Below are 12,459 nucleotides of genomic sequence, written 5' to 3' on the forward strand. Positions count from 1 at the left end.
TTGCATAACGGCGCTTTCCGCGGATAGTGCGTCGGGAATCGGAGGGATTGTTCCGTGAATACAGTACTTAAGATTGCAGCCGTGAGTGCGCTCCTGTTTGCCGCGACGCCGGCTCCAGCGCAGGAGGCCGTGGCGGGGCTGGACGGTCCGATGCGACAGGTGTTCGCCGCCCCGGCGGTCGCCGGCTACATGACCGCGCCGACCGACGACGGCGCGTTGAGGCGAACCTGGACCTGGCTGTTCCTGAAGGACGCCATTCCCAGCGGCGCCGACACCCTGGCGCTGGAGTGGGAGATCGACTGCGCCGCACGGACGGCGCGGACCGTCCACACCGTCCTCTATACGGGCGACACCCACCTGAAGACCGACGGGGGGCCCGCCGATCGATCAGCGCCGCCCGCAGGCTCGCCGGGCGCGATCACCTTGGAAGCCGCCTGCGCTCCGGCCGAGCGGGCCCGCACCATGCCGGTCGCCAACGCCGCCGCCGCGCGCGCCGCCGCCAATGCCCTGTTCGCCAACCCCGCGCCAGCGGCGCGACGATAAGTTCAGACGGCAGGGCGGGCCGCCGCCTCGACCATGTCAGCCAGCGAGCCGGTCGCGTCGGGCAGGGCCGCCGCCCGGGCGCCCCGGCTCATGGCCTCCAGCCGCGCCGGGTCGCCCAGGATGGCCGCCAGGCGAGCCGTCAGTCGGTCGACGGTAACATCGTCCTCGCGCATCACCTCGGCGCCCCCCGCATCGGCGAGGGCGGCGGCGTTGAAGGTCTGGTGATTGTCCATGGCGATCTTCAGAGGGATCAGCAGCGACGGCAGGCCGGCGACGGCCAGTTCGGAACAGGTCGAGGCCCCGGCCCGACCGATGACCAGATGCGCCGCCGATAGCCGCTGCGCCATGTCGCGGAAGAAGGGGGCGACCTCGGCGTCGATAGCCGCGTCCAGATAGATCTGGCGCGCCGCTTCCAGCGTCTCGGGCCGCGACTGCTGCTGCACCTTCAGCCGCGACCGGATCGCCTCCGGCAGGGCCGCCAGCGCCCGCGGCGCGGTTTCGGACAGGATGCGTGCGCCTTGGCTGCCGCCGGTGACGAGGACGCGGATCGGTTCGCCGGACGCCGGGGCCTTGAACGGCCGGTCGTACAGGGCGCGGATGTCGGGGCGGACCGGATTGCCGATCAGGGTCACGCGGGCCCCGACGCCCTGTGGGACCTTCTGCAAGTTGGGAAAGGACGAGGCGACCGCCCCGACGTAGGGAGCGAGCCAGCGGTTGGTGCGGCCCAGCACTGCGTTCTGCTCGTGCAGCAGGGTCGGGCAGCCCTGGCTCAACGCCGCCAGCAGGGCCGGCGCGGAAGGGTAGCCGCCGAAACCGACCACCACTGCCGCGTCCAGCCGCTTCAGCGCCCGGCGGGCCTGGGTCACGCCGCGCACGATAGTCAGCCCGGCCCTTGCCAGCCCGATCGGGCCGCGCCCGGTGGCGGCGTCCAGCGCGATCCGCTCCTCGGCCGGGAAGGCGTGGGCGTACTGCTCGCCACGATGATCGGTGGCCAGAACGATACGCCAGCCGCGCGAGGCCAGTTCCCGGGCCAGGGCCTCGGCGGGGAACATGTGCCCGCCGGTGCCCCCGGCGGCGACGACACAGACTTTGGACATGGCGCGCTCCTAGGGAAGGATTCGCCGCCGCTGCGGCAGGCTGGCGCCCGGCTCATAGGCGCCCGGACGGCGGCGGGTCAGGGCCAGGGCGAGCCCCATGGTCAGCCCCATGGCCAGCATCGACGATCCGCCGTAGCTGATGAAGGGCAGGGTCATCCCCTTGGTCGGGATCAGGTTCAGGTTGACCGCGATATTGATGCAGGCCTGAAGGCCGATCAGCATGAACAGGCCGGCGGCGGCGGTCTGCTCGTAGGGGTCGTTCAGCTTCATCGCCCGCTTCATGCCGCGCACGACGATGAAGGCGTAGAGGCCGATCATGGCCAGCGACAGGATCAGGCCGAACTCCTCGGCCCCGACGGAATAGATGAAGTCGGTGTGCAGGTCGGGGACGTGGCGTTTCATCACCCCTTCGCCCACCCCGCGTCCGACCAGGCCGCCGGCGCGGATGGCCTCGGAGGCGCGGTCGATCTGGTGGGTGTCGGTGTTCTCGGGCGAAAGGAAGCGGCTGAGGCGGTCGCGCATGTGGCCGAAGGCGAAATACAGCGAAACCAGCCCGGCCATGCCGGCGGCGGCGATCACCGCCACCCATTTTAGCGGCACGCCCGCCATGAAGAAGACGGCCATGAAGGTGGTGGTGACCAGCAGCGTCTGGCCGATGTCCGGCTGGATCAGCAGCAGGCCGACGGTCAGCGCCCAGAATCCGAAGGCGATGCTGACGCCCGGCACCCCCTGCCCTTTCTGCGCCTCGGCGAACATCCAGGCGGCGAAAACGATCAGGCCGGGCTTGGCGAACTCCGACGGCTGCAGACTGAAGGGCCCGAGGTTGATCCAGCGGGCGGCCCCCTTCACCTCATCGCCGATGAACGGCAGGGCCATCATGGCGACGATGGCCCCAAGCAGGGCCAGCACCGCGATGCGCCTGACCCCCCGGGGGGACAGCAGCGAGCTGGCCAGCATCATCACCAGCGCCATCGAAGCCCAGACCAGCATCCGCCACGAATAGTGGAAGGGGTCCGAGATCGACTGGTCGGCATTGATGGCCGCCGGGCTGGAGGCGAAGCTCAGGGCCACGCCCAGCGCCATCAGCGTCAGCGCCGCCGCCAGCAGGCCGCGGTCGACCGTCCAGAACCATTTGGCGATCGGGCTCTGGTCGTTGCGGGAAAAGGCGGGGCTGTAGCTGTCGGTCATGACGCGTTCGCCGGGGTGGCGCCGAGAGCGAGGACGGCGGCGCGGAAGGCCTCTCCGCGCGCCTCGAAGTCGGGATACTGGTCGAAGCTGGCGGCGGCGGGCGACAGCAGCACCACCTCGTCCCGTCCCGTGGCGGCGGCGGCCTCGGCGGCGGCCTTCACGGCGCCGGCCATGTCGCCGCTGATCCTGTGCGGCGTGTCGCCCAGGCGCGCGGCGAACGGCCCCGCCGCCTCGCCAATCAGGAAGGCCTCGGCCACCCGGGGGAACAGGTCCTCGAGGTCATCGATGCCGCCCGCCTTGGCCCGGCCGCCGACGATCCAGTAGCTGCGCTCATAGGACGACAGGGCCTGCCGCGCGGCGTCGGCGTTGGTCGCCTTTGAGTCATTGATGAAACGCACCCGGCCGAGCGTTCCGACGTGCTCCATCCGGTGGGCGAGGCCGGGGAAGGTGAGGAGGCCTTGGATCGCCGCATCCCGGGAAACGCCGAGGGCGCGGGCGGCGGCATAGGCGAAAGCAGCATTCTGGGCGTTGTGGCGGCCCGGAAGCGAGCGTGCGCGCGACAGGTCGCAGATATATTCGCCACGACTGGCCAAGACGCCGTCTATCGCGGTGACGGCGCCGGCCTTCTCGAACCCGACCCGCCAGTCGTCCCAGTGATGGTGCTTGTGAGTCGTGATCAGGATCAGGCGATCTTCCCGCCCGACCAGGTCTTCGGCGATGTTGAGCCCGAAGGGGTCGTCGATGCCGACCAATGCCATCGCTCCGGGACCCTGCGACTGGAAGATCCGCATCTTGGCGGCGGCGTAGCCCTCCATGCCGCCATGGCGGTCGAGGTGATCCGGGCTGAGGTTGGTCAGGATGGCCACGTCCGGGGCGAAGGTCGTCGTCAGGTCCAGCTGGTAACTCGACACCTCGATCACATAGTTCGCGCCGGGCGTCGGCGCCGGAAGCGCCAGCACGCCGATGCCGATGTTGCCGCCGACATGAACCGTCATGCCCGCCTGCTTCAGCACCCAGCCGATCAGGGCGGTGGTGGTGGACTTGCCGTTGGTGCCGGTGATGGCCACGATCTTCGGCCGGTCTCCCTCCGGCAGGGCCGCGGCGACGCGGGCGAACAGCTCGATGTCGCCGAGGATTTCGATCCCGGCGTCCCGGGCCTTGCCGACCGTCCAGTGCGGCTTCGGATGGGTCAGGGGCGCGCCCGGGGACAACACCAGCGCCGCGAAACCCGACCAGTCCGCCGATGTCAGGTCTTCGACCGTGAACCCCTCGGCCTCGGCCTGCATGCGGCTGGAGACGCTGTCGTCCCACAGCACCGGCAAGGCCCCGCCGGCCTTCAGGGCGCGCGCGGCCGTCAGTCCCGACCTGCCGAGGCCGAAGACCGCGATCCGCCGTCCTTCGAAGCCGGGGACAGGGATCATCGCCCTATCGCAGCTTCAGGGTGGCAAGGCCGGCCAGGGCCAGCATGGCCGAGACGATCCAGAAGCGGATCACGACGGTCGATTCCGGCCAGCCCATCTTCTCGAAATGGTGGTGGATCGGGGCCATCAGGAAGATGCGCTTCCTGGTGGCCTTGAAGTAGGCGACCTGGATCATCACCGAAGCCGCCTCGATCACGAACAGGCCGCCGACGATGCCCAGCACCAGCTCGTGTTTGGTGGCCACGGCGATGGCGCCGAGCGCGCCGCCGAGGGCCAGCGAGCCGGTGTCGCCCATGAAGATCTTGGCCGGCGGGGCGTTGTACCAGAGGAAGCCTACGCCCCCGCCGATGATGGCGGCGCAGAAGATCGCCAGCTCGCCCGCGCCCGGCACATGGTGGACGCCCAGATAGTTCGAGAAGATGAAGTTGCCGACCAGGTAGGTGATGAGACCGAAGGCCGCCGCCGCCATCATCACCGGCACGATGGCCAGGCCGTCCAGCCCGTCGGTCAGGTTCACCGCATTGGAGAAGCCCACCATGGTGAAGGCCGCGAACACGACATAGAACCAGCCGACGTTCAGCAGCACCGCCTTGAAAAACGGGAAGGCGATCGAGGTCTCGAGATTGGGCGTGGTCGGCGAGGCCGTCATCCACAGCACTGTCATCACCCCCGCGATGAGGGAAACGGCGACCTGGGCGACCAGTTTCTGTTTCGAGGTCAGGCCGGCCGAGGTCTGTTTCGACACCTTGGCGTAGTCGTCGATGAAGCCCAGCACGCCGAAAGCGGCGGTCACGAACGACACGATCCAGATGTAGGGGTTGGTCAGGTCGCCCCACAGCAGGACGGCCACCGCGATGCCGGCCAGGATCATCAGCCCGCCCATGGTCGGGGTGCCGACCTTGGACAGGTGCGAGACGGGGCCGTCCGACCGGATCGGCTGGCCCTTGCCCTGTTTGACCCGCATCCAGGCGATGAACCGGCTGCCCATGGCCACCGCGACGATCATGGCCGTGGCCATGGCGAAGGCGACGCGCACCGTCTGGTACTGGACCAGATTGAGCAGCGGATAGTCCTGCGCGATGTCGGCGTAGTGGAGATAGAGAAGGTAAAACATCAGGCGGCCCCTCCCAGAGCAGCAAGAGCCTTGGCGACCAGCGACGCCTTCGAGCCGTTCGATCCCTTGACCATGACGATATCGCCCGGCGCGACGAGCTCGGCGGCTTCGGCGGCGAGTTCGGCCGCCGTTTCGCGCCACAACCCGCGGTGGGCCGGCGGCAGGGCGTCGTGCAGGCGCTTCATCTCCGGCCCGGCGGCGTGGACGAGGTCGAGGCCGGCGGCGGCGATCGGCCCGGCCAGTCCCTCGTGCAGGCTGCGGGACTGGTCGCCCAGCTCCAGCATGTCGGTCAGGACGACGACCCGGCGCGCGCCCACGCCCACCGGCTTGGCACCAAGGCTCCGGAAGCCGGCCGCCATCGACAGCGGATTGGCGTTGTAGCTCTCGTCGATCAGGGTGAAGGCCCCGCCGGGCGCCTTGACCACAGTGGTCTGGCCCCGGCCGGCCAAAGGCTGGAAATCCGCCAAGGCGGCCAGACCGGTCTCCAGCGGCACACCCAGCGCATCCAGCATCAGCAGCACGCAGAGGCTGTTCAGGCCCCAGTGGAAGCCGGACTGGCGCAGGGTGAAGTCCAGAGGCTTGCCGTAGAACTCGGCCTTGACCCGCGCGCCGCCGGAGCCGGGCTCGAAATCCAGCAGCCGGGCGTCATGCCCCGCGGAGGTGCCGAAGACGGCCAGCCGCGCGCCGGCCTTGCGCGCCGCGGCGTCCAGCACCGTGGCGAAACCGACCTCGCCGTTGAGGACCGCCACCCCGTCGGGAGCCAAGCCCTCGAAAATCGCCGCCTTTTCCTTCGCCACGCCCGCCTCACCCTCGGCGAAGGCCTCGATATGGACCGGGCCGACGGTGGTGACGCAGGCCGCGTGCGGCCGCACCATCTTCGACAGGGGTGCGATCTCGCCCGGCGCGTTCATGCCGATCTCGAACACCGCGCGGGCGGTCGAGCGGGGCATTCTGGCCAGGGTCAGCGGCACGCCGATGTGGTTGTTGTAGCTCTTGATCGAGGCGTGGGCCGGGCCGGCCAGGTCGAGGCCGGCCTTGATGGCCTGGGTGACGCTGGTCTTGCCGACCGAGCCGGTGACGGCGCCCCGGCGCACCTGCGGACTGCGCTCGCGCGAGGCGACGCCGAGGGCTTCCAGCGCGCGCAGGGTGTCGGCCACGACGACGGAGGGTCCGCCTTCGACAGGGTGTTCGGTGATCGCCCCGGCCGCGCCCGCGGCGAAGGCCGAGGCGGCGAAGTCATGCCCGTCGCGCGCGCCCTTCAGCGCCAGGAACAGATCGCCCGGCACGATCTCGCGGCTGTTGTAAGTGATCCCCACGGCCTCGAACGGGGCGCCGGACAGACGTCCGCCCGTCGCGGCCTCGATTTCGGCGGAGGTCCAGAGGGGAGCAGGTTCAGGCATGGATTCGCAGGGCTTCAGCGGCTTCGGTGGCGTCGTCGAACGGATGGGTCGTTCCGCCGACGATCTGTCCCTGCTCATGCCCTTTTCCGGCGATCACCACCACATCCCCGTCGCGCATCTGTTCGATGGCGTGGCGGATGGCGGCGCGGCGGTCGCCGATCTCCTGCGCGTCCGGACAGCCCTCGCGCACCGCCCGGCGAATGGCGGCGGGGTCTTCCGAGCGCGGATTGTCGTCGGTGACGATGGCGACGTCCGCCAGCCGCCCCGCGATCTCGCCCATCAGGGGCCGCTTGGCCCGGTCGCGGTCGCCGCCGGCGCCGAAGACCACGATCAGCCGCCCGGTCGCGTGCGGTCGCAGCGCCTTCAGCACCGTCTCCAGCCCGTCCGGCGTGTGGGCGTAGTCGACGTAGACCTCGCCGCGCCCGGCCCCTGGGATGCGCTGCAGCCTGCCCTGGGCGCCCGTGATTTGCTCCAGACCGGCCAGCACCCGTTCGGGCGTCTCGCCGGCGGCGATGCACAGGCCCGCGGCGACGAGGGCGTTGGACGCCTGGAAGGCTCCGGCCAGCGGCAACAGCACCTCGTGCAGGGTCCCGCGCACGTCCAGCGTCAGCCGCTGACCCTCGGGCACGGCCCGGCGCGACACCAGGCTCAGGTCGCGCCCCCGCTCCCCGACGCCCATGACGCCCAGGCCGGACATGATCGAGGCGGCGGCGAAGCTGGAATAGGCTTCGCTGTCGGCGTTCAGCACCGCCGTCCGCCCGCGCGGCAGCAGGGTGTCGAACAGGCGCAGCTTGGCGGCGCGGTAGCTCTCCATGTCGCCGTGGTAGTCGAGGTGATCCTGCGTCAGGTTGGTGAAGGCCGCGGCCTTCAGCGACACCCCGTCCAGCCGGCGCTGCTCAATGCCGTGTGACGAGGCCTCGAGCGCCAGATGGGTCACCCCGCCCGCGGCCAGTTCGGCCAGCAGCCGCGCCGCGTCGGCGGCGTCGGGGCTGGTCAGGCCGGGACCGGTCAACGCCTGATTAACGTTACCTGTCTGTTTCAAAACCCCAAGCGTGCCCATGCTCGCGGCCGACAGCCCGAGCGAGGCCCAGATCTGGCGGCAGAAGGCGGCCACCGAGGTCTTGCCGTTGGTGCCAGTGATGGCCACGCAGGTGGCCGGCTGGGTGCCGTAGAAGCTGCGCGCGGCGATGGCGTAGCTGCGTCGCACATCGCCCGAGGTGACCAGAACCGGGGCCAGGGCCGCGTCGGTGTCGGCCGGGGCCAGCACGGCCGCGGCGCCTTGGGACAGGGCCTGAGGGATGAAGGCGCGTCCGTCGGCGGCGCTGCCGGGCAGGGCCACGAACAGGCTCCCGGGCGCCACCTTACGGCTGTCGGCGGTGACGCCGGTGATCACCGGATCGGCCGGCACGTCGCGGCGCAGCAGATCCGACAGTTTGATCGAGGCGGGGCTCATCGCCCGTCCCCCTCGACATCCTCGAAGGCGGGGATCTTCTCGCCCAGGGCCGTGCGGTATTGGTCGGCGCGGCGCTCGACGCCCAGGAAAGGCGCGATGCGGTCGGCGATGCGGCCCACCGCCGGCGCGGCCACGAAGCCGCCGGTCCGCGGATAGGTCCCCGGCTCGTCGATCAGGATCAGGATCGAATATCGGCGGGCGTTGACCGGGCCGTCGGCCGGGAAGACGGCGGCGAAGGTGCCGACAGCATGGGTCGGATCATAGCGTCCGTTGACCAGCTTGTTGGCCGAGCCCGTCTTGCCGCCGACCCGCAGGCCCGGCGCCTCGGCCCGCCCGCCCGAACCGCGCACCACATTGCGCCGCAGCAGGTCCAGCAGGGTCAGGGAGGTCTCCGGACTGACCACCTGGCGGGCCTCCGCGTTGGGAAGGCCGCCCTTGCGCAGGGTCAGGGGGATAAACCGCCCGCCATTGGTCAGGGCCCCCATAGCCGCCGACATCTGCAGCGGGGTGATCATGATGCCGTAGCCGAACGACAGCGAGGCCAGGGTCGAGTCGTCCCACTTGGTCGGCCGCCGCGGCCGGGCCGACTCGTGCAGTTCGATCGGCGCCGCGTCCATCAGGCCGAAGCGGGTGAAATAGTCCCGCATCGTCGTCGGCCCCATCTCGACCGCGAGGCGCGAGGTGCCGATGTTGGACGAGTGTAGATAGACCTCCTCCAAGGTCAGCACCTGATTGGTGGCGTGGAAATCCGTGATGCGGCGGTTGCCGATCATGAAGGCCTGGGAGGCGTCGAACAGGGTGTTCATGTCGGCGCGGCCGGTGTCGAGGCCGGCCGCGACGGTGAAGGTCTTGAACACCGAGCCCATCTCATAGTGGGCCGAGGTGGCGCGGTTCAGCGGGTCGCCGGTCGGCCAGCTGGCCATGCCGAGGATTTCGCCGGTCTGGACGTCGGCGATGATGCCGACCGCGCCCTTGGCCTGGCTCTCCGCCACGGCGAGCGCCAGTTCGTTCTCAAGCACGCCCTGGACGCGCAGGTCGATCGATAGCGGGAAGCTCTCGCCGCGCGCGCCGGCCGCGCGAATGGCGGCGTCGAAGGCCAGTTCGGCGCCCGAGATGCCTTGCCCGCCCGTGTCCGCCGCGCCCAGCAAGTGGGTGGCGGAATCGCCCAGGGGATAGACCCTCCGGTCCTCAGGCTCGAAGCTGACGCCGCCGAGGGCGAGGCCGTGCACGGCGGCCTTCTCGCCCGGGGTCAGTCCCGGCATCACGATCAGCCGCCGCTCGCCGGACAGCACCCGATTCAGCCGGGATATCGAGACGCGCGGCAGGACGCGCTTGATCTGCGCCGCGGCGGCCTGACGGTCCCACACTTCCGACGGATCGATATACAGTCCGTAGTGGACGATATTGGTGGCCAGCAGGGCGCCGTTGCGATCGACCACGTCGGCGCGCGACACTGCGTTCGGATGACTGATCGACCCGACGCCGCCCTTCGGCGCCAGCAGGGCCGCATTGGCGGCGCCCAGCGCCAGGCAGACGAAAACAAACGAGAACAGCGACAGGATGACGAAGATGCGGACCCGGGTGTCTTCCTCGGGCCGGGCGTCGGCGCGCGCGCGGCCGAACGAATGCTCGATCCGCCACATGGCTTCGGACAGCCAGCGCCACGACGGCAGGGAGACGCCGCCGGGGCGTCCGGGGGCGGGACGGTTCCACGCGTGCGGATCGTCGTGCACGCTCACTGCGCGACCTCCGCGGAAGGAGACGGGGCGACGGCGTCGGCGGGCGCGGTCGGAACGGTCGGGGCGACGATGACCACCGGCTCGGGGTCGGGTATCGGGGCCAGGTCGGGCAAGCTCGCCTCGGTAGCTTGGCGATGCACGTCGACAGGGCCAAGACCCGCGCCGCGCGACAGGGCCTCCAGCCGGCCGGGCTGCTCCAGACGCGCCGCCTCGGCCCGCAGCAGGCGAACGCGCTGGCCGTTCTGGGTGATTTGCCGCTCGAGACTGGCGATGCGGGCGCTCTCGTCGGCCGCCGCGGCCTTGGCGAGGTAGACGGAGAAGATCATCGCCGCCACCAGCATCAGGCCGATGATCTCGACCCAGCGGATGCCGCGGACCTTCAGGTCGAACACGCGCTTCAGGGTCTGGGCCGCGCTCATGCCGCGATCCTCCCCCAAGCCGGCGCGTCGGTGCGCACCGCGGCGCGCAGCTTGGCCGAGCGCGCACGGGGATTGGCGGCGCGCTCTTCCTCACCGGCCTCGCGGGCGCCCTTGAAGCGCAGGGAGAAGCTGGGTTTGCGCGGATCGATCGCGACCGGCGCATGACGCGAGCCGCCGGGCGCGTTGCCGGTCCGCTCGGTCAGGAAGGCCTTTACGATGCGGTCCTCCAGCGAATGGAAGGTGACCACAGCCAGCCGACCGCCGGGCGACAGCGTCGCCTCGGCCGCCTCCAGACCGGCGCGCAGCTCGCCCAGCTCATCGTTGACGGCGATGCGCAGGGCCTGAAACACGCGGGTGGCCGGATGGATAGGGGCGCCGCGGCGGCCGCCCAAGGCCTTTTCGACCACCTCGGCCAAGTCCAGCGTCCTGGTGAACGGCTTTTCGGCGCGACGCCGCAGGATGGCGGTGGCGACGCGGCCCGACTGGCGCTCGTCGCCGTAGAGCTTGAAGATATGAGCCAGAGGGCCGTGGTCCCAGCTGTTGACGATGTCAGCGGCGGTCTCACCCTCGTCGGACATGCGCATGTCCAGCGGCCCGTCGCGCATGAAGGAGAAGCCGCGCTCGGCCTGGTCCAGCTGCATCGACGACACGCCGATGTCGAACACCACCCCGTCCAGCTTCGCCTCGCCGCTCCCGGCGAACGCTTCGGCCAGGCCCGAGAACGGCGTGCGGATCAGACGGAACTTGCCCGGAAAGTCGTTGGCGACCGCGTCCGCATGCGGCTGCACCGTCGGATCGCGGTCGAGGGCGATGACGGTCGCGCCGGTAGCAAGGATGGCGCGGGTGTAGCCGCCGGCGCCGAAGGTGGCGTCGATGATCACATCGCCGGTCCCCGGGGCCAAGGCCTCGAGCACCTCGGCCAACAGGACGGGAGCGTGCGGGCTCATGCGCCCTCCCCGCCCGGACGACGGCCTGCCAGCAGCGCCTTGCGCCCGGCCTCGCCGCGTTCGCGGACCGCCTGACGGGCCAGCGCCCGACGCTCGTCGCGGCGCGCGTTCCAGCGGGCGCGATCCCAGATCTGGAAGCGCGACCCGAGGCCGACGATAACCACATCCTCGCCCAGACCGGCATCCTGACACAGGTGTTCCGGCAAGGTGATACGGCCGCCGCCGTCGTAGGCCAGAGGCCGCTGGCCGGCGTAGAAGGTCTCCTCCAGGGCCGTGCGGACGTCGTCGCCGAACGGCAGTTCCTCGATCATCGAGACATATTCGGCCATCAGCTTGTCGCCGCCGGCCTCGAGACAATCGGACTCAATCGAGAAGAAGCAGAAGACGCCGTGCTCGGCGCCATTGTCGGCCGTGCGGAACTCCTGCGGAATCAGCAGGCGGCGCTTGCCATCCAGTTGTTTCTCATAGGTCGAGAGAAACACGCCCTGCCCAAACTCGGACCCTTCGATCCGCCCCTCTGCGTCTGGAGCGCATTCACGCGCCCGCTCATCCCCAACTCAGACGTATGGGATAGCATGGGACGAAATGGGTCTCAATGGGATTAGTTGACGGACATTAACCTCAGCCTTGGGATCGAACGCTGTAGAAACCAGAACATACACAGAACATTCAAAGTATAGACAGGCTGTGGATGAAGGCCGCGCCGCAAGAGGTTAACGGCGCGGCTGCAGGTGCGCGCCTCCGACGGGGCGCTCAGGCAGTGAGCGACCGCGTCGCGAAGGGGAGCGCCCCAAATAAGGGTCAGACGGCCTGTAAGCCGGGTTCTGTTCCGTCCGAAGACGGCGACGATCATTCCTCTGGACCGGCCATTGCTGACCGGTTCTCGCGACCTACCCGGACGCCTCGGGCGGTGAACCCTGCGGCCGAGGCCGCGCGACGTCCCTATTCGGTCTTGCTCCAGGCGGGGCTTGCCATGCCGTCCCTGTTGCCAGGCACGCGGTGGGCTCTTACCCCACCCTTTCACCCTTCCCTGCCCCGAGGGGCAGGCGGTTTGCTTTCTGTGGCGCTATCCCTCGGGTCGCCCCGGGCGGGAGTTACCCGCCGCCTTTTCACCGTGGAGCCCGGACTTTCCTCGACG

11 protein-coding genes and 1 other RNA gene are annotated in these 12,459 nt (G+C 69.9%); 1 reads left to right on the plus strand and 11 read right to left on the minus strand.

What is annotated here, in order from left to right:
• Nucleotides 1-81 precede the first annotated feature (81 nt).
• Entirely contained in the window at nt 82-543 is a 462-nt protein-coding gene (locus tag V6M45_RS00870; RefSeq protein WP_332653333.1) for a hypothetical protein, read from the plus strand.
• A 2-nt stretch (nt 544-545) separates the two neighbouring features.
• On the opposite strand, the gene murG is transcribed toward V6M45_RS00870, so the two are convergent.
• The 11 genes from murG to rnpB all read right to left on the minus strand — a co-directional run.
• Nucleotides 546-1,640 carry an undecaprenyldiphospho-muramoylpentapeptide beta-N-acetylglucosaminyltransferase gene (gene murG, locus V6M45_RS00875; protein WP_332653334.1) on the minus strand — a complete coding sequence of 365 codons (1,095 nt, stop codon included), beginning with the start codon at nt 1,638-1,640 and terminating at the stop codon, nt 546-548.
• Nucleotides 1,641-1,649: 9 nt separating this feature from the next.
• The gene (gene ftsW / locus V6M45_RS00880) at nt 1,650-2,828 is read right to left on the minus strand and encodes a putative lipid II flippase FtsW (RefSeq protein WP_332653335.1); all 1,179 of its coding nucleotides are present in this window, start codon (nt 2,826-2,828) and stop codon (nt 1,650-1,652) included.
• Nucleotides 2,825-4,249, minus strand: coding sequence for a UDP-N-acetylmuramoyl-L-alanine--D-glutamate ligase (gene murD, locus V6M45_RS00885; protein WP_332653336.1), 1,425 nt, complete (start codon nt 4,247-4,249; stop codon nt 2,825-2,827). The genes ftsW and murD overlap by 4 nt, the downstream gene beginning before the upstream one ends.
• A 4-nt stretch (nt 4,250-4,253) precedes the next feature.
• Complete coding sequence (mraY, locus tag V6M45_RS00890) at nt 4,254-5,363, minus strand: phospho-N-acetylmuramoyl-pentapeptide-transferase (RefSeq protein ID WP_332653337.1); 1,110 nt, start codon at nt 5,361-5,363, stop codon at nt 4,254-4,256.
• Complete coding sequence (locus V6M45_RS00895) at nt 5,363-6,763, minus strand: UDP-N-acetylmuramoyl-tripeptide--D-alanyl-D-alanine ligase (protein WP_332653338.1); 1,401 nt, start codon at nt 6,761-6,763, stop codon at nt 5,363-5,365. Before V6M45_RS00895 ends, mraY begins: the two co-directional genes overlap by 1 nt.
• Entirely contained in the window at nt 6,756-8,216 is a 1,461-nt protein-coding gene (locus V6M45_RS00900) for a UDP-N-acetylmuramoyl-L-alanyl-D-glutamate--2,6-diaminopimelate ligase (protein WP_332653339.1), read from the minus strand. Before V6M45_RS00900 ends, V6M45_RS00895 begins: the two co-directional genes overlap by 8 nt.
• On the minus strand, nt 8,213-9,859 hold the full coding sequence (locus V6M45_RS00905; RefSeq protein ID WP_442880513.1) for a peptidoglycan D,D-transpeptidase FtsI family protein: 1,647 nt from the start codon (nt 9,857-9,859) through the stop codon (nt 8,213-8,215). Before V6M45_RS00905 ends, V6M45_RS00900 begins: the two co-directional genes overlap by 4 nt.
• 92 nt (nt 9,860-9,951) lie before the next feature.
• A complete protein-coding gene (gene ftsL / locus V6M45_RS00910; RefSeq protein WP_332653341.1) occupies nt 9,952-10,374 on the minus strand; it encodes a cell division protein FtsL in 423 nt (140 codons plus the stop codon).
• Nucleotides 10,371-11,321: a 16S rRNA (cytosine(1402)-N(4))-methyltransferase RsmH gene (gene rsmH, locus V6M45_RS00915; RefSeq protein WP_332653342.1), complete on the minus strand. Its 951-nt coding sequence runs from the start codon at nt 11,319-11,321 to the stop codon at nt 10,371-10,373. The genes ftsL and rsmH overlap by 4 nt, the downstream gene beginning before the upstream one ends.
• Nucleotides 11,318-11,803, minus strand: a complete 486-nt coding sequence (locus V6M45_RS00920) for a division/cell wall cluster transcriptional repressor MraZ (protein ID WP_324777316.1) — start codon at nt 11,801-11,803, stop codon at nt 11,318-11,320. The genes rsmH and V6M45_RS00920 overlap by 4 nt, the downstream gene beginning before the upstream one ends.
• Nucleotides 11,804-12,118: 315 nt before the next feature.
• Nucleotides 12,119-12,459, minus strand: an RNA gene (rnpB, locus tag V6M45_RS00925) — RNase P RNA component class A; the annotation flags it as partial.

The sequence above is a fragment of the Brevundimonas sp. genome, assembly GCF_036676055.1.
Lineage (GTDB): Bacteria > Pseudomonadota > Alphaproteobacteria > Caulobacterales > Caulobacteraceae > Brevundimonas.

Coding starts and splice junctions, on each gene's coding strand:
- murG (WP_332653334.1), bottom strand. CDS start 1,640: ATGTCCAAAGTCTGTGTCGTCGCCGCCGGGGGCACCGGCGGGCACATG.
- ftsW (WP_332653335.1), bottom strand. CDS start 2,828: ATGACCGACAGCTACAGCCCCGCCTTTTCCCGCAACGACCAGAGCCCG.
- murD (WP_332653336.1), bottom strand. CDS start 4,249: ATGATCCCTGTCCCCGGCTTCGAAGGACGGCGGATCGCGGTCTTCGGC.
- mraY (WP_332653337.1), bottom strand. CDS start 5,363: ATGTTTTACCTTCTCTATCTCCACTACGCCGACATCGCGCAGGACTAT.
- V6M45_RS00895 (WP_332653338.1), bottom strand. CDS start 6,763: ATGCCTGAACCTGCTCCCCTCTGGACCTCCGCCGAAATCGAGGCCGCG.
- V6M45_RS00900 (WP_332653339.1), bottom strand. CDS start 8,216: ATGAGCCCCGCCTCGATCAAACTGTCGGATCTGCTGCGCCGCGACGTG.
- V6M45_RS00905 (WP_442880513.1), bottom strand. CDS start 9,859: ATGTGGCGGATCGAGCATTCGTTCGGCCGCGCGCGCGCCGACGCCCGG.
- ftsL (WP_332653341.1), bottom strand. CDS start 10,374: ATGAGCGCGGCCCAGACCCTGAAGCGCGTGTTCGACCTGAAGGTCCGC.
- rsmH (WP_332653342.1), bottom strand. CDS start 11,321: ATGAGCCCGCACGCTCCCGTCCTGTTGGCCGAGGTGCTCGAGGCCTTG.